25 protein-coding genes and 1 other annotated feature are annotated in these 20,012 nt (G+C 42.6%); of the genes, 23 read left to right on the forward strand and 2 right to left on the reverse strand.

All coding sequences use genetic code 11. The features are described 5' to 3' along the window. Positions 1-8: 8 nt before the first annotated feature. The 13 genes from mreC to pheA all read left to right on the forward strand — a co-directional run bounded on the left by mreC (position 9) and on the right by pheA (position 8,995). On the forward strand, positions 9-869 hold the full coding sequence (gene mreC, locus BO219_RS01680; protein WP_077428030.1) for a rod shape-determining protein MreC: 861 nt from the start codon (positions 9-11) through the stop codon (positions 867-869). Next, positions 866-1,390, forward strand: coding sequence for a rod shape-determining protein MreD (gene mreD / locus BO219_RS01685; RefSeq protein ID WP_077428032.1), 525 nt, complete (start codon positions 866-868; stop codon positions 1,388-1,390). The genes mreC and mreD overlap by 4 nt, the downstream gene beginning before the upstream one ends. Before the next feature lie 79 nt (positions 1,391-1,469). Beyond that, positions 1,470-2,120, forward strand: a complete 651-nt coding sequence (gene minC, locus BO219_RS01690) for a septum site-determining protein MinC (RefSeq protein WP_216366175.1) — start codon at positions 1,470-1,472, stop codon at positions 2,118-2,120. Between the two features lie 2 nt (positions 2,121-2,122). Further along, positions 2,123-2,929 carry a septum site-determining protein MinD gene (minD, locus tag BO219_RS01695; protein WP_077428036.1) on the forward strand — a complete coding sequence of 269 codons (807 nt, stop codon included), beginning with the start codon at positions 2,123-2,125 and terminating at the stop codon, positions 2,927-2,929. 87 nt (positions 2,930-3,016) lie between these two features. Beyond that, positions 3,017-3,748, forward strand: a complete 732-nt coding sequence (locus BO219_RS01700) for a M23 family metallopeptidase (protein ID WP_077428038.1) — start codon at positions 3,017-3,019, stop codon at positions 3,746-3,748. After that, on the forward strand, positions 3,741-4,604 hold the full coding sequence (locus tag BO219_RS01705; RefSeq protein ID WP_077428040.1) for a site-2 protease family protein: 864 nt from the start codon (positions 3,741-3,743) through the stop codon (positions 4,602-4,604). The genes BO219_RS01700 and BO219_RS01705 overlap by 8 nt, the downstream gene beginning before the upstream one ends. A gap of 44 nt (positions 4,605-4,648) precedes the next feature. Beyond that, positions 4,649-4,727: a sequence feature (ribosomal protein L21 leader region), on the forward strand. 14 nt (positions 4,728-4,741) lie between these two features. Further along, complete coding sequence (gene rplU / locus BO219_RS01710) at positions 4,742-5,050, forward strand: 50S ribosomal protein L21 (RefSeq protein WP_003396311.1); 309 nt, start codon at positions 4,742-4,744, stop codon at positions 5,048-5,050. A 10-nt stretch (positions 5,051-5,060) separates the two neighbouring features. Further along, positions 5,061-5,396: a ribosomal-processing cysteine protease Prp gene (locus BO219_RS01715; RefSeq protein ID WP_006320440.1), complete on the forward strand. Its 336-nt coding sequence runs from the start codon at positions 5,061-5,063 to the stop codon at positions 5,394-5,396. A gap of 13 nt (positions 5,397-5,409) precedes the next feature. Next, on the forward strand, positions 5,410-5,700 hold the full coding sequence (gene rpmA, locus BO219_RS01720; RefSeq protein ID WP_003396301.1) for a 50S ribosomal protein L27: 291 nt from the start codon (positions 5,410-5,412) through the stop codon (positions 5,698-5,700). Positions 5,701-5,792: 92 nt separating this feature from the next. Next, positions 5,793-6,335 (forward strand): Spo0B C-terminal domain-containing protein, encoded by a 543-nt coding sequence (locus BO219_RS01725; RefSeq protein WP_375153719.1) that lies wholly within the window; start codon positions 5,793-5,795, stop codon positions 6,333-6,335. 32 nt (positions 6,336-6,367) lie between these two features. Beyond that, positions 6,368-7,654: a GTPase ObgE gene (gene obgE / locus BO219_RS01730; protein WP_006320445.1), complete on the forward strand. Its 1,287-nt coding sequence runs from the start codon at positions 6,368-6,370 to the stop codon at positions 7,652-7,654. Positions 7,655-7,676: 22 nt separating this feature from the next. Beyond that, positions 7,677-8,117, forward strand: a complete 441-nt coding sequence (locus BO219_RS01735) for an ACT domain-containing protein (protein ID WP_004889247.1) — start codon at positions 7,677-7,679, stop codon at positions 8,115-8,117. Between the two features lie 14 nt (positions 8,118-8,131). Next, on the forward strand, positions 8,132-8,995 hold the full coding sequence (gene pheA, locus BO219_RS01740; protein ID WP_077428044.1) for a prephenate dehydratase: 864 nt from the start codon (positions 8,132-8,134) through the stop codon (positions 8,993-8,995). Positions 8,996-9,006: 11 nt separating this feature from the next. Here the strand turns inward: pheA and BO219_RS01745 are convergent, their stop codons facing one another. Together BO219_RS01745 and BO219_RS01750 are read right to left on the reverse strand one after the other, a co-directional pair. After that, entirely contained in the window at positions 9,007-9,540 is a 534-nt protein-coding gene (locus BO219_RS01745) for a transcription repressor NadR (RefSeq protein WP_077428046.1), read from the reverse strand. Next, positions 9,537-10,673, reverse strand: a complete 1,137-nt coding sequence (locus tag BO219_RS01750; RefSeq protein WP_077428048.1) for an IscS subfamily cysteine desulfurase — start codon at positions 10,671-10,673, stop codon at positions 9,537-9,539. The genes BO219_RS01745 and BO219_RS01750 overlap by 4 nt, the downstream gene beginning before the upstream one ends. A 92-nt stretch (positions 10,674-10,765) precedes the next feature. On the opposite strand from BO219_RS01750, the gene nadB reads away from it, so the two are divergent. The 10 genes from nadB (at position 10,766) to ruvB (ending at position 19,945) form a co-directional block, all read left to right on the forward strand. Next, positions 10,766-12,298, forward strand: coding sequence for an L-aspartate oxidase (gene nadB, locus BO219_RS01755; protein WP_077428050.1), 1,533 nt, complete (start codon positions 10,766-10,768; stop codon positions 12,296-12,298). Continuing rightward, the gene (gene nadC / locus BO219_RS01760; protein WP_077428052.1) at positions 12,295-13,125 is read left to right on the forward strand and encodes a carboxylating nicotinate-nucleotide diphosphorylase; all 831 of its coding nucleotides are present in this window, start codon (positions 12,295-12,297) and stop codon (positions 13,123-13,125) included. The genes nadB and nadC overlap by 4 nt, the downstream gene beginning before the upstream one ends. Positions 13,126-13,137: 12 nt before the next feature. Then, positions 13,138-14,241: a quinolinate synthase NadA gene (nadA, locus tag BO219_RS01765; RefSeq protein WP_077428054.1), complete on the forward strand. Its 1,104-nt coding sequence runs from the start codon at positions 13,138-13,140 to the stop codon at positions 14,239-14,241. Positions 14,242-14,376: 135 nt separating this feature from the next. After that, positions 14,377-15,309: a SafA/ExsA family spore coat assembly protein gene (safA, locus tag BO219_RS01770; RefSeq protein ID WP_077428056.1), complete on the forward strand. Its 933-nt coding sequence runs from the start codon at positions 14,377-14,379 to the stop codon at positions 15,307-15,309. 74 nt (positions 15,310-15,383) lie between these two features. Beyond that, complete coding sequence (gene nadE / locus BO219_RS01775; RefSeq protein WP_077428058.1) at positions 15,384-16,124, forward strand: NAD(+) synthase; 741 nt, start codon at positions 15,384-15,386, stop codon at positions 16,122-16,124. A 78-nt stretch (positions 16,125-16,202) separates the two neighbouring features. Continuing rightward, the gene (locus tag BO219_RS01780; protein ID WP_077428060.1) at positions 16,203-16,898 is read left to right on the forward strand and encodes a YhcN/YlaJ family sporulation lipoprotein; all 696 of its coding nucleotides are present in this window, start codon (positions 16,203-16,205) and stop codon (positions 16,896-16,898) included. An 84-nt stretch (positions 16,899-16,982) separates the two neighbouring features. Continuing rightward, a complete protein-coding gene (locus tag BO219_RS01785) occupies positions 16,983-17,720 on the forward strand; it encodes a YebC/PmpR family DNA-binding transcriptional regulator (protein WP_004889261.1) in 738 nt (245 codons plus the stop codon). 49 nt (positions 17,721-17,769) lie between these two features. Continuing rightward, on the forward strand, positions 17,770-18,234 hold the full coding sequence (locus BO219_RS01790; protein WP_077428061.1) for a BofC C-terminal domain-containing protein: 465 nt from the start codon (positions 17,770-17,772) through the stop codon (positions 18,232-18,234). Positions 18,235-18,334: 100 nt separating this feature from the next. After that, positions 18,335-18,928 (forward strand): Holliday junction branch migration protein RuvA, encoded by a 594-nt coding sequence (ruvA, locus tag BO219_RS01795; protein ID WP_077428062.1) that lies wholly within the window; start codon positions 18,335-18,337, stop codon positions 18,926-18,928. Positions 18,929-18,940: 12 nt separating this feature from the next. Further along, positions 18,941-19,945 (forward strand): Holliday junction branch migration DNA helicase RuvB, encoded by a 1,005-nt coding sequence (gene ruvB, locus BO219_RS01800; RefSeq protein ID WP_077428063.1) that lies wholly within the window; start codon positions 18,941-18,943, stop codon positions 19,943-19,945. The last annotated feature ends 67 nt before the right edge of the window (positions 19,946-20,012 follow it).

Consider the following 20,012-nt stretch of genomic DNA (forward strand, 5'->3'; position numbering starts at 1 on the left):
GTGTTTTTATGCCGAAGTTTTTCTTAAATAAACGGCTTATCATATTGCTTGTCAGTATCATGGTTCTCGTCGCCTTGATCGGTTTTTCATTGAAAGAGCGAAACGAATTAAGTTGGATGGAAAAGTTTGTGAAAGACACTGTTGTTTTTATGCAATCGATCGTGCATAAGCCCGCACAGTTTGTTGCGGGCTTCTTTGAAAATGTGAATGATTTGCGCCATACATACGAAGAAAACAAGCGTTTAAAAGAGCATTTAGAGCAATACGTTCTTTTGCAATCGGAAGTGGAATCGCTAAAAAAAGAAAACGAACGTTTGCGTGAACTTTTGAATAAAAAAGAAAGTTTACGTGACTTTGTTGCCATTCAAGCGACAGTCATTGGGCGCAATCCAGAGCGTTGGGAAGAGACGTTAATTGTCAATAAAGGGTCACAGCACGGTGTGGAAAAAAATATGGCGGTCATTACGCCACAAGGACTAATCGGGAAAGTGCGGAGCGTATCGCCATTTAGCGCCACGGTGCAACTGCTAAGCGCAAAAGATCGGCAAAATCGCATTTCCGCATTTATTCAAGGAGATGAAAACGTATTCGGTTTAATAGAAGGATACGATGAAGAGCGAGAGACGTTGCTGCTTAAACGCATTCCGTATGACGCGAAAATCGAGAAAGGGCAGCGTGTCTTTACATCAGGACTTGGCGGGATTTTTCCAAAAGGATTGTTTATCGGAGAAGTGGAAGAAGTCGTTGCGGATGAGTACGGGCTTACACAAATTGCCTATATCAAGCCAGCAGCGAATTTTTATGACATCGATGATGTGATTATTGTGAAACGGAAAATTGAAATGTCGCAAGAGGAGGAAGGACAATGAACCGTTTGTTTCTTCCTTTCCTTGTGACCGTGATGTTTTTATCTGAAAGCATTATTGTTCAATTGTTTTCACAGCCATTATTTGATGTTTATTTGCTCGTCCCGCGTATGTTGCTCGTTTTTATCGTGTTTATTACGATTTTTATTGGACAAACAGAAGGAATGATGTACGGATTCATCTTCGGGCTATTATACGATGTAGCATATACGGAACTATTAGGTGCTTATGCCTTTGCCTTTTCGCTCATCGCCTATTTAATCGCAAAAGCGATGAACGTTTTTCATAAAAATGCATGGACGGCTTCTTTTTTTGCCATTGTGGCGATTGCATGTGTCGAATGGTACGCATACGCCATCCAACTTGTTATTGGTGGAACGACCATGTCTGTTCAAACGTTTTTACAAGCACGTTTTTTGCCAACGTTGTTTATTCATACAGTAATCATTTTGGTCGCCGCCTATCCGCTAAAGCAAACGTTGTTAAAGTGGCATGAGAAACAGGACGAATCGTCGCCAGTGTGAAGGAATACAAAAAAAATGCGGAGAAATATTCATTGAGGTGAAAGTCGTGGCTGGCAAGGAGAAAAGAGTATATGTGTCGATGAAAGGAACGAAAGAAGGACTGACGTTGTATCTCGACGATACGTGCGCCTATGACGAATTATTAAAACAAGTGGATGAGTTGTTGATGACGACAACTCGTGACGAGGAAGGTCCGCTTGTTTCGGTGCATGTACATGTGGGAAACAGATATTTGACGCGTGAGCAAGAAGAGCGATTGCGCGATGTCATTCGAATGAAAAAAAACTTAATCGTTCACTCGATTGTAAGCAACGTGATGACGAAACAAGAGGCGTTAGAATGGAAGAAGAAAAATGAAATTGTATCTGTTGCGAAAATTATTCGTTCTGGGCAAGTGCTACATGTCGATGGAGATTTACTGTTAATAGGTGATGTGAATCCTGGCGGAACTGTCATTGCCACAGGAAACATTTTTGTATTAGGGGCGTTACGTGGCATTGCTCATGCGGGATATGATGGGAATCGTCAAGCGATCATTGCTGCGTCAGTTATGAAGCCGACACAGTTGCGCATTAGCGATGTGATGAATCGAGCACCAGATTATCGTGCCGACGAAGGAAATGAAATGGAGTGCGCTTATATTGATGAACACGATCAAATTGTTGTCGATCGGTTGCAACTATTGATGCATTTACGACCGAATTTAACCCGATTAGAAAGGAGCATTTGACAGTGGGAGAAGCGATTGTTATTACTTCTGGTAAAGGTGGCGTTGGCAAAACAACAACGACAGCAAATCTCGGAACGGCGCTTGCGCTTTTAGGAAAGCGTGTCTGTCTCGTTGATACTGACATCGGTTTGCGCAATCTTGATGTCATTATGGGATTAGAAAATCGCATCATTTACGATCTTGTCGATGTTGCTGAAGGACGTTGCACCGTTCAAAAAGCGCTTGTGAAAGATAAGCGATTTGAAGATCGTTTATATTTGTTGCCAGCTGCTCAAACGAGTGACAAATCTGCTGTGACGCCGGAACAAATGAAACAGCTCATTGACGATTTAAGACAAGATTACGATTATATTTTAATTGATTGTCCTGCAGGTATTGAACAAGGATATAAAAATGCTGTCGCGGGAGCGGATGAAGCGATTGTTGTGACAACCCCAGACATTTCAGCGGTTCGCGATGCCGACCGAATTATCGGTTTGCTTGAAAAAGAAGAGCATATGAGACGACCACGTTTAATTATTAACCGCATTCGTAGTCATATGTTGAAAAATCATGATATGTTAGATATTGATGAAATTGTCATGCACTTATCGATTGATTTACTCGGTATTATTGTCGATGATGAACATGTGATTAAAGCATCAAACAATGGTGAACCGATCGTTCTCGATCCGAATAGTAAAGCATCGCTAGCGTATCGCAACATCGCCCGTCGCCTTCTCGGTGAATCGGTGCCGCTTATGTCGCTTGATGATGAAGAACAAAAAGGCTTTTTCTCGAAAATTAAAAAACTGTTTAGCGCTCGTTAGCACTTCCATTTGGAGGTGCTTTTTTCATTCATATCTTCTCTATTTCCCAAATACATATAATACAAATAGGACGAGAGGGGTGGGAGTGTGAGCGATCGAATTGAACATATTCGAAAACGAATGGCCAAGCGAAAAAAGCAACGCGAACGCTACGTTCAAACGATGTTGACGAATTGGAGCGAAGATGAAAAATACGGGAATCCGACCGTTGTGACGTATGACGGCGATCGGGAGCCGCCGCTGTTTCGTAAAGATATATTTTTATTGAAAAGTTTTTTGGCGGCGATGTTATTTTTTAGCGTTGCCATTTTGTTTCAATATGATTCTCCGAAAATGGAAGAAGCACGCACATTCGTCAAACAAGTGATGGAAAAAGATTTTCAATTTGCGACCGTTGCGCAATGGTATGAAAACACATTCGGCAAGCCGCTTGCATTTTTTCAAACAAAAAAACAACAAGAGACAACTGCTACAGCGTATGCCTTCCCTGCTTCAGCACGTGTTGTAGAAACATTCGAACATAATGGACAAGGCGTTGTTATTGAAACTAATCAAGCCATTAAAGCAGTCGAAGAAGGGATTGTCGTGTTTGCCGGTGTGAAAGAACCGTACGGAAAAACGGTCATTATTCAACATGCGGACGGAAGCGAAACGTGGTATGGAAAATTATCAGCTATTTCTGTAAAGTTGTATGATTTTATTGAGGTGGGAAAAGAAGTAGGGAAGGCGGAAGAGAATAATCAGAAAAGTGTATTTTATTTTGCCGTTAAAAAAGGGGATCGCTTCATTGATCCGGTTCAGGTGATTTCCTTTGAATAAATGGGTAGCTATATTTATGAACATTCATATTCATCCGCTCTTTTGGTTTGTTGCGTTGATAGCTGTCATGACTGCGCAATTTCAGACGCTCCTTTTACTATTTTGGATTGTGCTTTGGCACGAACTTGGACACGTTGTAGCGGCGCACATGTTTTCATGGCGTGTCAAACGTGTTTTACTCTTGCCGTTTGGCGGGGTAGCGGAGATAGATGAGCACGGAAATCGTCCGTTTCATGAAGAATTGATCGTAACACTAGCAGGTCCGTTTCAGCACATATTTATTTTTTTTATGGCATATATCGCTCACGAGGCAAACATGTTATCTAATGAATGGTATCAGCAGATCATTGAATATAATTTATCTATTTTACTTATTAACTTATTGCCGATTTGGCCGCTTGATGGAGGAAAGCTAATGTTCCTTTATCGCACAGCGCGTACGTCGTTTCGGCGTGCGCATGAACAAACGCTTTATTTCTCCTTCCTTTTCTTGATTATATATTTTATTGCTTTATTGGTCGTCGCACCGGCGCACATGAATTTATGGATCATTGGTCTTTTTTTAGCGCATGCTATTTGGTTTGAATGGAAGCAAAGAACATATGTATGGATCCGTTTCTTACTTGAACGTTACTACGGAAAACGAACGGAATATCGAGCGTTAAAGCGTCTTGTCGTTGATGCAAATGATCCGTTATTTCGCGTCCTTCTTTTGTTTCATCGCGGAAAAAAACATGCGATTATCGTAAAGAAAAATCAAATGGAAATGGAACTCGACGAAAACGAATTGTTGTACGCATATTTTCATGAGAAACGAACAAATGAACCGATCGGCCATTTCATTTATACGTATTGACAATTGTTTTCTTTTTATGCTATCATCTTCTATGTTGTGTAGCACCCGTGCTACAACCGCTCAGCTAAGGCTATTTAAGCGTTCGCTTGAACCGCCTCGCAGCTGGCGAGTCTGAGTCTAGTTTAGGAGGTGCAAATATGTACGCGATTATTGAAACTGGTGGAAAACAAATTAAAGTACAAGAAGGCCAAGCGATTTACATCGAGAAAATCGATGCAGCAGAAGGCGAAACTGTAACATTTGACAAAGTGTTATTTGTAGGTGGCGAAAACGTAAAAGTTGGCAATCCTACAGTCGCTGGCGCAACAGTAACGGCGAAAGTTGAAAAACATGGTCGTCAAAAGAAGATCATCGTTTTCAAATATAAGCCAAAGAAAAACTATCGTCGTAAGCAAGGTCATCGCCAACCATACACAAAAGTTGTTATCGAAAAAATTAACGCATAAGGCGTAAGCGATGATTCGCATAACAATTAATCGGACGTCAGAAGGGACGATTCGTTCCTTTACCATTAGCGGACACGCTCAGTTTGCGAAGCGTGGACAAGACATTGTATGTGCAGGTGTATCAGCTATTTCGTTTGGTGCGGTCAATGCAATCATTGCCTTGACGAATGTGAAACCGATCATTCAACAAGGGAAAGACGGCTATCTTCATTGTGAACTTCCGACAATTGAAGATGCGAAAGTACTAGCCGATGTGCAACTTCTTCTTGAAGGAATGATCGTGTCGCTCCAAACGATTGAGCGTGATTACGGTAAATACGTCAACATAACGACGAAAACGTTGTAGGAGGTGACACGACATGTTGCGTTTAGATCTTCAGTTTTTCGCATCGAAAAAAGGGGTAGGTTCAACAAAGAACGGTCGTGATTCGATCGCAAAACGTCTTGGTGCGAAGCGTGCGGACGGTCAATTCGTTACAGGCGGTTCAATTCTTTACCGTCAACGCGGAACAAAAATTTATCCAGGATTAAACGTAGGCCGCGGTGGCGACGACACACTTTATGCGAAAGTTGACGGCATCGTTCGCTTCGAGCGCATGGGTCGCGATCGTAAAAAAGTGAGCGTTTATCCTGTTGTAAAAGAAGCATAAGGAAGTGGAAAACTCTAACCGACTTGGTTAGGGTTTTCTTTTTGTTGTCGTATGTTATAATTATACTCAAAATGTTTATGGGAGAATGAATGATGGAGAAGCGGTGGACAATTGTAGAAGCGTTGCGTCATTCCAGGCACGACTGGCTCAATAAAATTCAGCTCATTAAAGGGAATTTATCTTTGCAACGGATGGATCGCGTCAATGAGATTATTCAACAAATTATCATTGAGGCAGAACATGAAGCGAAGCTAACGAATTTACAAGCAGGGCGCTTCGCTGAATTGCTTATGACGTACCATTGGCAAGCTCGTCATATTCAACTAGAGTATGAAGTGTTAGGAGAGCCACGCTCGCTACATGCATACGATCATATGCTCGTTACGTGGTGTCAAACATTTTTACATATGCTTGAGGAATGTTCTTCTCCACATGTTGAAAACTATGTAACGATTACGATCGATTTAACAGGAAAAGATGTGCGCTTATTTTTTGACTATCGCGGCATGCTTCACAAACTCGAGGCGGTGAAAGCATGGATTCAAAAACATAGTCAATATGAGGCGCTCTCGCTTTATGAATATGTCATTCAAGAACATGAACTAACGCTATGTGCAACTATTTCATCTTTTTAAATGAAAGATGAACAGATCGGAGGAGAAAGACGATGTTTGTTGATCAAGTGAAAATATATGTGAAAGGTGGCGACGGCGGAAACGGAATGGTCGCGTTTCGGCGCGAAAAATACGTTCCCAAAGGCGGGCCTGCTGGAGGGGACGGTGGAAAAGGTGGCGATGTCGTATTTGTTGTTGATGAAGGATTACGTACGTTAATGGATTTTCGCTACCAGCGTCATTTTAAAGCGCCACGTGGCGAACATGGTATGTCGAAAAATCAACACGGAAAAAACGCCGAAGATTTAATTGTGAAAGTGCCGCCGGGAACAGTTGTCATTGACGATGAAACGAAAGAAGTCATTGCTGATTTAACAGAACATGGACAACGATTTGTCGTAGCAAAAGGTGGTCGCGGTGGACGAGGAAATACTCGCTTTGCAACCGCATCGAATCCGGCGCCAGAAATTGCTGAAAACGGTGAGCCGGGACAAGAACGATACGTGACATTAGAATTAAAACTGCTTGCAGATGTGGGGCTTGTCGGTTTTCCAAGCGTCGGTAAGTCGACGTTACTGTCGGTCGTTTCAGCAGCGAAGCCGAAAATCGCAGACTATCATTTTACGACGATCGTTCCTAATCTAGGTGTTGTTGAAACGGAAGATGGTCGCAGCTTCGTAATGGCAGATTTACCAGGTCTCATTGAAGGGGCACACCAAGGCGTTGGACTTGGGCATCAATTTTTACGTCATATTGAACGAACGCGCGTCATTGTGCACGTAATTGATATGGCTGCCATCGAAGGACGGGATCCGTACGAAGATTATGTAGTCATTAACGAAGAATTAAAACAATATAATTTACGTCTAACAGAGCGACCACAAATTATTGTGGCGAATAAAATGGATATGCCAAATGCAGAGGAACATTTGCAACAGTTCAAACAAAAATTAAATGAAGATGTGCCGATTTTCCCAATTTCAGCAGTCACGCGCCAAGGGATTCGTGAACTGTTATTTGCGATTGCCGACTTGCTTGAAACGACGCCGGAATTTCCGCTCTATCCTCAAGAGGAAGAAGCGATTCATCGCGTCGTTTACAAGCTTGAAAAAGAAGAAGCTCCGTTTCATATTACGCGCGATGATGATGGGACGTTTATTTTATCCGGAGAAAAGATTGAAAAACTGTTCAAAATGACCGATTTTTCACGCGAAGAGTCCGTGCGTCGTTTTGCGCGTCAGTTGCGTTCACTTGGAGTCGACGATGCATTGCGCGCTCGCGGAGCAAAAGATGGAGATATTGTCAAACTGTTGAATTACGAATTTGAATTTGTTGATTAATGCGAAAGGGGGCGTCTGTGCGGTGGATAAAAAGTTTTACTTAGTGCGTGAAGATGTGTTGCCTGAGGCGATGAAAAAAGTATTGGCTGCAAAAGAATTAATTGAACGAAAAAAAGTTGATTCTGTCGCTGACGCTGTGCAACTTGTCGATGTTAGCCGAAGCGTTTTTTACAAATATCGCGACGCCGTTTTTCCATTTCATACGATGGTTCGCGAAAAAATTATTACGCTTTTTTTTCATTTAGAAGACCGCTCAGGCACCCTTTCAAAGCTGTTAAGTGTTGTTGCAGCAGCCAATTGCAACGTGCTTACGATTCACCAAACGATTCCGCTTCAAGGACGTGCAAACGTGACGTTATCGATCAGTACAAGCGAGATGACGATGACGATTGATGAGCTACTTTCGCAATTAAAACAACTGCCTTTTGTTGAAAAAGTAGAGATTCTCGGTTCAGGGGCGTAGAGAGGAGAGGAAATGTGAAAATCGGATATTTAGGACCAAAAGGGACGTTTACGCATGCGGCCGTTGAGGCGGTTTTTCCACATATTCTGAACGTCCCATATCATACAATTCCGCAATGCATGGACGCTGTCCGTGACGGCGAAGTGGAGTTTGCTGTCGTTCCGTTAGAAAATGCGCTCGAAGGTTCCGTCAATTTGACGATTGATTATTTAATTCACGAATGTAATTTGCCGATTGTAGGGGAAATTATCGCACCGATTGAACAACATTTGCTCGTTCATCCGTCTCAATTGGACGATTGGAAGCACATTAAACGTATTTATTCCCATTCACATGCGATTGCACAATGTCATAAGTTTTTACATCGTCATTTAAAGCATGCCACGTACGAATACGTCACTTCAACAAGTGCAGCAGCTCAATATGTAAGCGAGCATCCGAAAGAAAATATTGCAGCGATTGGCAATCGTCTGGCTGCAAAACAATACGGTTTAGCGATTGCGAAAGAAAACATTCATGATTATGACTACAACCATACGCGCTTTATCGTATTGCACCGTGAACGCTGTTTATTGCCTGTAAAAGATCAAGAAGACGGATTTAAAACAACGTTGATGGTTATGTTGCCAAAAGATCAAGCAGGAGCGCTTCATCAAGTGTTATCGGCGTTTGCATGGCGAAAGCTCAACTTAACAAAAATTGAGTCAAGACCAGCGAAAACAGGCTTAGGGAACTACTTTTTCATTATTGATATCGATCAAAAAATGGATGACGTTTTAATTCCGGGAGCGATTGCGGAGCTAGAAGCGCTCGGCTGTACGGTGCAACTATTAGGCAGCTATCCATATTATACCGTAAAAAAAACATCCCTCGTGTAAAGGGATGTTTTTTATTCGATTAAAAATCCTGCTTGTTTTAAAGCTGTACATGCTTCATCGAGCTTTTCTACACGATCTGCTTCAAGCGTATGCAAATGCACACCATCTGTCAGTTGAGATAAATAGGCAGATTTCGTTTCGTTAATTTTTCGAATAAATTCATCGACTTCTAACCGATTGCTGACCATAATCGACGCTGTTAAGTCACCGTATACGGGATGTTCAATTTTGACATCTTTAACAGTAACGCCATGATCGACAATAGTGTACAGTTCGTCTTTTGTTTGTTCTGGCGTATGACAACAAGCAACCACGCGCGTATACATGTGAGTAGAAGAAGGCGATAAATATAAATATCCTTGGCTTGTGGCGATAATTGGCTCGTTTCTTGCTTTTAATAGCGAAATATCTTGAACGATAACTTGACGACTGACGTTTGTTTTATTGGCTAATTCAGTCCCTGTCATCGGGCGATGGTTCTCTTTTAGCCATTGCAAAATAAGCGCTCGTCGTTCCTCCCCAAGTAATTTTCTCTCTTTTTTCATGTTGACATCCTTTCTTTTTGAAGCTGTTCAAGTACAGAAACAACGGCTTCGATTTCGCTTTTTGTTGTATGCACACCAAATGAAAGACGAATGAATTGCTTCGCTTCATCGTCCTCCTTGCCGATCGCGATCATCGTTTTTGAAGGAGCTTGTTTTCCGACTTGACATGCGCTTCCCGTCGAAATGGCTATTCCGTGACGATTGCAGTGCAACATGACATATTGTCCTTCAAAGCCGTGAACGAGACAGCCTACAATTTGTGGCAATTGGTCAGTCGGATGCTCAAAAACAGTTATCGGTAGTTGTTTTTGAACGATTTGCTCAACAAAATAGCGACGCAATTCATTCATATGATGTTGCGCTGTTGTGCGCTTTTTTTCGATTTCAAGAGCCGCTGTTGTAAAAGAAGCGATGCCGGGGACGTTGACCGTTCCCGGTCGAAATCCGCCTTCATGTGTTGTGTTTGGTAACGACATGTGCCAAGGGACGCGTGGGTTGATATAAACAGCTCCAACTCCTTTCGGACCGTAAATTTTATGGCTAGAGATGGATATGCTATCGAGATGGAACTGTTTCACATCTATCGGTATTTTACCAAAAGTTTGTACACAATCGCTATGAAAGATAATTTGTTTTTTCTTTAACAATTCACCAATTTGCTTTAATGTTTGAATTGTGCCAATTTCAGAATTCGCATGTTGAATAGATACAAGAATCGTTTCTTCTGTCAACGCCCGTTCAAGCGCTTCAATATTTACTTGTCCAAAACGATCGACAGGAACGTACGTGACGGTGAATCCTTCTTGTTCTAGCTGGGCGCATACCGCATGGACGGAAGCGTGTTCAACGCTTGATGTAATAATATGTTTTCCTTTGTGACAATGGGCATAAGCGAGCGAACGAATAGCAAGGACGTTTGCCTCCGTCCCACCGCTTGTGAAATATATCCCTTTTTCTTCTCCTCCAACGAGTTGAGCGATTTGTTTTCGGCAAACGGTAAGCAACTCATTTGCCGCTGTTCCGATGTCATGGAGACTGCTGGCGTTTCCAAAATATTTTTTTGCGCTTTCTACATAAACAGCTAACGCTTCTTCACTCATCGGTGTTGTTGCAGCGTGATCTAAATAAATCATCTCATTCACCAACTTCCAAAACAAAAGTCTTGTCATCAGTTTAAATATATGTCAATATAGGTGTCAAGACAGTATGAAATGGAGGAGCATCCATGCGTGAAGCGGATGTGATTATCGTTGGTAGCGGCCTTGCAGCATTAATGGTTGCCTACCATTTATGTGAGCATAAAAATGTGATTATTTTCACGAAGTCGAATAAAGAAACGAGTAATTCTTGGCTTGCTCAAGGGGGAGTGGCTGCTGCCATCCACCCGAATGATCATTGGTCATCTCATTACGAAGATACGATCATTGCTGGGTGTGAGCATAATGATAACGAGGCGGTACGTATTTTAGTTCAAGAAGGACGTGAAGCGATTCAACATTTCATGAATCTCGGTTTTTCATTTGATGTGGACGAACGTGGACAGCTCCTTTTTGGCCAAGAAGGTGCGCATCGCACGAAGCGTATTTTACATGCTGGAGGAGATGCGACTGGGAAAAATATGGTATCCTTCTTATTTGAGAAGCTTTCCGGACGTGTAACGTTTATAGAAAACGATCCTGTGATTGACTTGCTTGTCTCCGCTGGATGTTGTGTAGGGGTGCAAACGAAGCAAGGAACGTATGTAGCGAATGCAACAATTATTGCAACAGGTGGAATTGGGCAGTTGTACACGTTTACATCGAACGCTGAAACAGCAACAGGCGATGGAATTGCGATGGCGTATCGAGCGGGAGCGGCTGTTACGGACATGGAGTTTGTACAGTTTCATCCGACAATGCTCTATGTGAATGAAAAAGCGGTTGGTCTCATTTCTGAAGCGGTGCGTGGCGAAGGAGCGATTCTCGTCACCGATGACGGTCGACGCGTGATGGACGGGGCGCATCCGCAAAAAGATTTAGCTCCACGTGACGTTGTATCTCGAGCCATTGATCGTGAAATAAAAAATGGTCATCGTGTTTTTTTAAATATTTCTACGATCCCACACTTTTCATCTCGGTTTCCAACGATCACATCTCTTTGTGAGCGCTATCATATTGATTGGCGTAACGGTCTTCTTCCTGTTGTCCCGGGTGCTCATTTTTTAATGGGGGGTATCGTTGTAAATACGGATGGAGAAACGACGTTACCGGGATTGTATGCCGTTGGCGAAGCGGCATGTACAGGTGTGCATGGGGCGAATCGTTTGGCGAGCAACTCGTTGCTTGAAGCGCTTGTTTTTAGTAGAAGATTAGCTTTTCACTTGTTGCAAAAAAGGGGACAACATCAGACGTTAAAGAAAAGCGAGAGGAAAGGAACTCACGTACGTATCACGTTACCAACAAAAGAACAAATTCAACAAACGATGACACAATATGTTGGGATTGTGCGTGATTATGATCAACTGTTACAAGCGAAACGATGGTTTGAACAATACGCGATTCATGAACTCGTGGATATGGCACCTGAACATGACGATGAGAAACGGACGATCATATACATGTTAATCGTTGGATGGCTTATCACGACTTCAGCTTTGCAACGAAAAGAAAGTCGCGGGGCTCATTATCGAAGTGATGAGCCGTTTGAAAAAATGTATTGGGAAAAGCGGCGCATCATGCGCACGAGAGCAGAGCATCTCATAAAGGAGGGTTTGAGTTGAATGAACTAAAGTTAAAAGAGCTATTGAAGCGGTTTTTTTTAGAAGACATTGGGGAACGTGATATTACGAGCGAAACAATTTTCTCTCCTTCAAATGAGGGAAGAGCGATATTTGTTGCCAAAGAAGATGGGATCATCGCAGGCGTTTCCATTATTGAAATCGGATATCAGTTATTACACCCATCTATCGCATGTCAATTATATAAACGAGACGGGGAAAGCGTAAAAAAAGGAGAGGTCATCGCTGTCGTTTCAGGTCCAATCATCCCGCTTTTATCAGGTGAGCGCGTCATTTTAAACTTACTTCAGCGTATGAGTGGTATTGCTACATTGACAAATCAAGCCGTTCGGGCACTCAACAGCAATCACACTCGCATTTGTGATACACGAAAAACAACGCCAGGGCTTCGCATGTTAGAAAAATATGCGGTGACATGCGGTGGCGGCTATAATCATCGCTTCGGTTTGTATGATGGGGTGATGATTAAAGATAATCATATTGCGTTTTGTGGATCGATTAAAAAAGCGGTCGAACGTGTTCGTTCCCAACTTGGTCATATGGTAAAAATTGAAGTGGAAACGGAAACGAAACAACAAGTCATCGAAGCGGTTGAAGCAGGGGCGGATATCATTATGTTTGATAACCGTACACCCGATGAAATTCGCGAATTTGTCCAACTCGTCCCATCGTCTATCATTACAGAAGCGTCAGGTGGGATTACCCTTGAAAATATTGCACAATATCGGGATACAGGGGTTGACTACATTTCGTTAGGGATGTTAACGCACTCAGCGAAAGCGCTGGACATTAGTTTAAACGTGCAATAGGAGGAATGAACGATGAACGTATTACAACTCATGCAACAACACGACACGATGCCAGAGACATATAAACAGTTGTCAGTTGAAGAAATGGAAAAACGAGTCGCTCGTGTCAAACGGGAGCTCGGCACGCGTTTATTTATTCCAGGTCATCATTATCAAAAAGACGAAGTCATTCAATTTGCGGATGCGACAGGTGATTCATTGCAACTCGCACAAGTAGCAGCGAAAAATAAAGAGGCTGAATATATTGTATTTTGTGGCGTCCATTTTATGGCGGAAACAGCGGATATTTTAACGAGTGATGAACAAATCGTCATTTTGCCAGATATGCGCGCGGGCTGTTCGATGGCTGATATGGCAGAAATTGAACAAGTGGAACGAGCATGGCCTATATTACAACAACTGTTTGGCGATACGATTTTACCGTTAACGTACGTCAACTCTACAGCTGCGATTAAAGCGTTTGTCGGTTTACATGGCGGTGCAACAGTGACATCATCAAATGCGAAAAAAATGGTCGCATGGGCGTTTACCCAAAAGGAGCGTATTTTCTTTTTGCCTGACCAACATTTAGGAAGAAATACAGCGTACGATCTCGGTGTTCCGCTAGAACAAATGGCTGTATGGGACCCGATAACAAATACATTGCAATATGAGGGAGATGTTCAACAAATTAAAGTAATTTTATGGAAGGGGCATTGTTCCGTTCATGAAAACTTTACAGTAAAACATATTGAACATATTCGAAAAACGAAGCCAGATATGAAAATTATCGTTCATCCAGAATGTAGCTGGGAAGTCGTGCAACAAGCGGACGATGCAGGGTCGACGAAATATATTATCGAAACGATTGCCAACGCACCAGCAGGAAGCAAATGGGCGATCGGAACAGAAATGAATTTAGTGAATCGCATCATTCAACAACATCCAGATAAAGAAATCGTATCGTTAAACCCGTATATGTGTCCATGTTTAACGATGAATCGCATTGATTTACCACATTTACTTTGGGCGCTCGAATCGCTTCTTGAAGGAAAAGTGGTAAACCGCATTACCGTGCCAAAAGATGTAGCAGAAGGAGCGATGTTAGCACTTGAGCGCATGTTAGCACGCGCATAAGATCGGCATTTTTTTGCCGGTCTTTTTTATTTTTATCATAAAAAAAGCTTTCTGTTCATAAGTTATGTTGAAGCCTAGTAGCGACAAGCTAAACATGACATACACGTCACGTCTGAACATAGGAGGGGGAAACACGTGAAAATTCATATCGTTCAAAAAGGAGATACCCTTTGGAAAATTGCGGAGAAATATGAGGTTGATTTTGAAGAGCTAAAAAAAATGAACGCTCATTTAAGTGATCCAAATTACATTATGCCGGGGATGAAAATTAAAGTACCAACACCAGCCGCACCAGCGAAACCAGTCAAAAAGGAAACGCCAAAAGTTTCTGTTGATGTTGACATTCATGTAAACAAAAAAGAGCAACCATTACAACAACCGCAAAACGTGGAACCGATCGCAAAAGAAATTCCAATTGCAAAAGCATCGGAGAAAAAAGAAGAGCCGAAACAAGAGATGCCGCTTTTGCCGCCAAAACCGCCAAATATTATGCCGAATATGATGGAACCTGACGAAGAGATACCAATGCCGCCATTTCCGGATATTCCACCAATTCCAACAACGCAAGCGCCAGTGATGGAAGAACAGCCACAACAACCGATGCACCCGCAGCCTGCTCCAATGCCTTTGCCGATGCCAATGCCGTGCATTCCTATTTCGCCAGTGATGCCAGGATACGGTTTTTATCCGTGGTTTCCGCCAATGTATCCAATGATGCCGTGGACATATCCACAAAACATGGCAAACAACGATGATTGCGGATGTGGCGAACCGAAACCGACACCTTATATGCCACAAATGCCAACAGGTGAATATTCTCAACAGTCGCAACCGATGATGCCGCAGATGCCAACAGGTGCAGGGGAGTATTCACAACAACCGCAACAAGCATCATATCCACAACAAATGTATGGTGAAAACGTGCCGATGATGCCACAGCAAATGTATATGCCACAGCCAGCTATGCCATATGGTCCGTACGGATGGCAACAAGGGTGGCAGGGGCAACCGTATGGAATGAATCCATATTTTTCTGTTCCTTATCGTGAAGAAGAAGAGGGGCAATAAGTCGCCTCTTTTTCTTTTTGCTTTTTGTGTGATAAAATGAACATGATGATGTAAAAAGAAAGGGATGTACATACATGGAACAAAAAATTGAGAGGTTAATTGCATGGCTTCGTGAACGCGTACAGGAAGCAGGGATGAATGGAGCGATTGTCGGGATTAGTGGCGGCATTGATTCTGCGGTCGTTGCCCATTTAATTAAGCGGGCATTTCCTAACAACTCGTTAGGGCTCATTATGCCATGTAAAAGTAACCCAAAAGATAAAGAAGATGCATTAAAAGTTGTAGAAAGTTGCGGCATTGATTATCATGTCATCGACTTAACAGAAACACATCGCGTATTATTCGGTGAAATTGAGAAACAACTAAAAGAAAAGGGGCAATGGAACGAGCAAGCTGCACGCCTTGGTGATGCGAATACACGTGCACGTCTGCGTATGACGACGTTGTATGCGGTCGCAAATAATTATGGTTACCTCGTCGTCGGGACGGATAATGCAGCGGAGTGGCATACAGGCTACTTTACAAAATACGGCGATGGTGGCGTTGATTTAGTCCCACTTGTTCATTTCACAAAAGGAGAAGTGCGTGAAATGGCTCGCATTCTCGGTGTACCTGAAGAAATTATTACGAAAGCGCCTAGCGCAGGTCTTTGGGAAGGACAAACAGACGAAAACGAAATGGGTACAACATACGACATGATTGACAAATATTTAAAAGGTGAGCCAATTCCAGAACGCGACCGCGAAATTATTGAACGGCTTCATGAACGTTCACATCATAAACGACAGTTAGCGATCGCTCCGCCAAAATTTTAACAGCGATAAAACTCCTTTTTTGCGCCAAGCTAATGATGTAGACGCATGGTCTACAAAAGCAAAAAGGGGGTTTTTCCTTTGCGGAAGCGAATTGTTGCTCTTGGGGCAGTCATCGCACTTAGCGGGTTAGTTGCTTGCAATAACCAAGCATTTGATACACGTTATACGGATCGCACACGCCCCATCGGATATTACTCGAATGAGAACGATATGACGGGGTTTCAATACGGCCGTTATGGTACAGAGCGTTTAAACGGAAACGTTCGTCAAGTGCGTGACAATGATGGACCGATTACGGAAATGCTCGATCGTGGCATGAACCGAACAACACGAACACCGCAAGTGGATCGAAATTTTAGTCGCGCTGATCGCAACTATCATGGACATTTAAATGCGATGGATGAACGCACGCGCCCGTCGTATTACCGTAATTATAACGGAGCGTTAGCTGAAAAAATTGCAAAACGTGCTACAAACGTTGCAAACGTAAAAGATGCACGTGCCGTCGTCTCAGGTGACCGAGTTGTTGTTGCTGTATCGACGACAGAAAAAAATACAGCGCGCATCGAACGTCTCGTTCGTGAAGCGATCGCTCCATATACCGCGGGCAAAACCGTTCGTGTTGTAGCAAATGAAAGCATGTATAACCGCATTCGTACGCTAGATAATGACATTCGCGATGGTGGTCCGATGGATCAACTAGAGCGCGATATTCGCGATATATTTAACGATATGGGCGATATGATCGAACGGCCATTTATGAATCGCGGCTAAAGAACAGGGGCTCACCCCTGTTCTTTTTTATCTATTTTTGTTATAGTTTTTATGGACATTTTTCACATATGAGAGGGGATCCGAATGGCAGGACATTCTAAGTGGAAAAATATTCAACGGCGCAAAAATGCACAAGATGCGAAACGCGGAAAACTATTTATGAAGTTGGCAAAAGAAATTTATGTAGCGGCAAAGATGGGCGGTGGCGATCCAACAACAAACGCTACGTTGCGCCTTGCGATTGAAAAGGCAAAATCAGCGAACATGCCGAACGAAAATATTGAACGTGCCATTAAAAAAGCAACAGGAAATCAAGAACATACACATTATGAAGAAATTCGTTATGAAGGATATGGACCAGGCGGCGTAGCGGTCATGGTGATTTGCTTAACAGATAATAAAAATCGTACAGCCTCTAACGTTCGTGTCGCATTTTCAAAAAATGGCGGAAACTTAGGGGAAACGGGATGTGTTTCGTATTTATTTGATCGAAAAGGATTAATCGTTATCGCACGTGAAAATTTACATATCGATGAAGATGAGATGCTGTTACAAGCGATTGAAGCAGGGGCAGATGAAATGGAAACAACGGAAGATTCATTTGAAATTTATACATCCCCAGAACAGTTCGAACAAGTAAAAAATACGTTAGCTGCCCAAGGATTTACGTTTGCGACAGCCGAAATAACGATGATTCCGCAAACGTATACGACGTTAACGGGTGACGATTTAACGAAAATGTTAAAACTCATTGATATGCTTGAAGATGATGATGATGTGCAAGAAATTTACCATAATTTAGATGAATCTATGTTAGAATAACGGTCTTGCGGTAGCAAGACCGTTTAATTTTGGAGAAAATGGTCAACATATGAATGAGGTGAAAATCATGATACTTACATTACTGTTCAGTTTATTTGTTTTGCAACATACGTCTCCTGTGGAGATGACAATTATTTTAGAAACCGTATATATGGATGGGGAAGTGGGCGAGGAAATTAGGGAAGAAACGGTAACATCAATGAAAGACATTTGGAACAAATATAAAGATTGGCACCTAATCAATATGGATGACGAGCAAATTGTTTTTCAACGATATGTTGACGATTTATCTCCATTAACGAAAGCAGGGTATTTCGGTCTTACTGAAGATGGCACACTCTCGATTTTTGAAGGGAAGCCAGGTGAATCATCTCGCGTCATTCAATCGTTTTTTCAAATTGATGTAAAAAAACTAGAAAGTCATGAACGAGAGAAATTGAAAAAAGGCATTTCAGTTCGTTCCAAGAGAAATTATGAACGTGTCATCGAAGCATATAAACCGTTTGGAAAATAAGTCCGCGCACGAAAGCGGACTTTTTGTGTTTGGCCTTCTGCTTTCCGCTTTTCTTGTATTATGCTAAAATGAAAAGCGTGAGAAAAGGAGGAACGAGGCGTTGATTGAATTTATTCGTGGATATGTCGATTACGTTTGCCCGGAATATGTTGTCATCGAAAATAACGGAGTAGGCTATCAAATTTTTACTCCCAATCCGTTTTCATTTCAAATGAACAAACAGCAACAAATTGTTGTATATACATATCAGTACGTGCGTGAAGATGTGCTTGCGCTCTACGGCTTTCATACTCGCCAAGAGCGAACGTTATTTGCTAAACTATTGCAAGTATCGGGCATCGGACCAAAGGGGGCGCTTGCCATTTTAGCAGCTGGTCAGCTTGAGCAACTTGTTGAAGCGATTGAAGCAGAAAACGATCAGTTTTTATGTAAGTTTCCAGGTGTCGGGAAGAAGACGGCGCGGCAAATGATTTTAGATTTAAAAGGAAAACTGCAAGCCATTGTACCTGATGCTTTCCCGAATTTATTTACAGAGCCGTTTGAAGAAACGAACGCGCTTTCTGAAGCGCTTGAAGCGTTAAAGGCGCTCGGTTATGCAGACAAAGAAATTCAAAAAGTTGTGCCGATGCTAAAACAAGAACGATTATCGACAGAAGGATATATTAAGCTTGCTTTACAGAAACTACTAAAGTAAGGAGGATGCATGATGGAGGAGCGTCTCATTTCAAGCGCAGCTGACTATGATGACGCATCGCTTGAATACAGTCTTCGCCCGAAACAGTTGCGGGAATATGTTGGACAGCAAAAAGTAAAGGAAAACTTAACTGTATTTATTGAAGCGGCGAAAATGCGCGGGGAGACGCTTGATCACGTGTTGTTGTACGGTCCACCAGGGCTTGGAAAAACAACGCTTGCCGCGATTATCGCAAACGAAATGGGGGTACAATTGCGTACAACAGCGGGACCAGCGATTGAGCGGCCCGGCGATTTAGCCGCAATTTTAACAACGCTTGAACCTGGTGATGTGCTCTTTATTGATGAAATTCATCGTCTGCCGCGAGCAGTAGAAGAAGTGTTGTATCCGGCAATGGAGGACTTTTGTTTAGATATTGTCATCGGTAAAGGACCAGCTGCTCGTTCTGTCCGCCTCGATTTACCACCATTTACGCTCGTAGGGGCAACAACAAGATCTGGGGCGCTTTCTGCCCCGCTGCGTGACCGCTTTGGTGTATTAAGCCGTTTAGAATACTATACCCCTGAGGAGCTTGCGCATATTGTGAAGCGAACAGCGCACATTTTTGCAGTACAAATCGAGGAAGAAGCCGCGTTTGAAATTGCTCGTCGTTCACGGGGCACACCGCGCATCGCAAACCGACTGTTGCGACGTGTACGCGATTTTGCCCAAGTGCGCGGTGATGGGACGATCACGTTTCTTTTAGCGAATGAGGCGCTCGAACAATTGCAAGTCGATCGATTAGGATTAGATCATCTTGACCATAAACTATTAAAAAGTATGATGGAAAAATTTCGCGGTGGGCCTGTCGGATTAGAAACGATTGCCGCAACGATTGGGGAAGAAGCACAAACGATTGAAGACGTATATGAACCGTATTTGTTACAAATCGGTTTTTTACAACGAACACCGCGTGGACGAATCGTTACACCGCTTGCATACCATCATTTTGGGATGGAGGCTTTTGACTTTTCATGATAAATGTATAAATATTTATAAAAATCTGATGATCATTTTATATAAAAAAAGTCAAAAAGGGGCTGGG

This window comes from Anoxybacillus kestanbolensis (genome assembly GCF_001996285.1).
Taxonomy (GTDB): domain Bacteria; phylum Bacillota; class Bacilli; order Bacillales; family Anoxybacillaceae; genus Anoxybacillus; species Anoxybacillus kestanbolensis_A.

Bases quoted from the DNA above. Each gene is read 5' to 3' on its own strand.
- nadB (WP_077428050.1), top strand. From the start codon at position 10,766: ATGCGTGAAGCGGATGTGATTATCGTTGGTAGCGGCCTTGCAGCATTA.
- ruvB (WP_077428063.1), top strand. From the start codon at position 18,941: ATGGAGGAGCGTCTCATTTCAAGCGCAGCTGACTATGATGACGCATCG.
- minC (WP_216366175.1), top strand. From the start codon at position 1,470: ATGAAAGGAACGAAAGAAGGACTGACGTTGTATCTCGACGATACGTGC.
- nadA (WP_077428054.1), top strand. From the start codon at position 13,138: ATGAACGTATTACAACTCATGCAACAACACGACACGATGCCAGAGACA.
- BO219_RS01725 (WP_375153719.1), top strand. From the start codon at position 5,793: ATGGAGAAGCGGTGGACAATTGTAGAAGCGTTGCGTCATTCCAGGCAC.
- mreC (WP_077428030.1), top strand. From the start codon at position 9: ATGCCGAAGTTTTTCTTAAATAAACGGCTTATCATATTGCTTGTCAGT.
- rpmA (WP_003396301.1), top strand. From the start codon at position 5,410: ATGTTGCGTTTAGATCTTCAGTTTTTCGCATCGAAAAAAGGGGTAGGT.
- rplU (WP_003396311.1), top strand. From the start codon at position 4,742: ATGTACGCGATTATTGAAACTGGTGGAAAACAAATTAAAGTACAAGAA.
- BO219_RS01715 (WP_006320440.1), top strand. From the start codon at position 5,061: ATGATTCGCATAACAATTAATCGGACGTCAGAAGGGACGATTCGTTCC.
- BO219_RS01745 (WP_077428046.1), bottom strand. From the start codon at position 9,540: ATGAAAAAAGAGAGAAAATTACTTGGGGAGGAACGACGAGCGCTTATT.
- nadE (WP_077428058.1), top strand. From the start codon at position 15,384: ATGGAACAAAAAATTGAGAGGTTAATTGCATGGCTTCGTGAACGCGTA.
- mreD (WP_077428032.1), top strand. From the start codon at position 866: ATGAACCGTTTGTTTCTTCCTTTCCTTGTGACCGTGATGTTTTTATCT.
- obgE (WP_006320445.1), top strand. From the start codon at position 6,368: ATGTTTGTTGATCAAGTGAAAATATATGTGAAAGGTGGCGACGGCGGA.
- BO219_RS01750 (WP_077428048.1), bottom strand. From the start codon at position 10,673: ATGATTTATTTAGATCACGCTGCAACAACACCGATGAGTGAAGAAGCG.
- BO219_RS01785 (WP_004889261.1), top strand. From the start codon at position 16,983: ATGGCAGGACATTCTAAGTGGAAAAATATTCAACGGCGCAAAAATGCA.
- BO219_RS01790 (WP_077428061.1), top strand. From the start codon at position 17,770: ATGAATGAGGTGAAAATCATGATACTTACATTACTGTTCAGTTTATTT.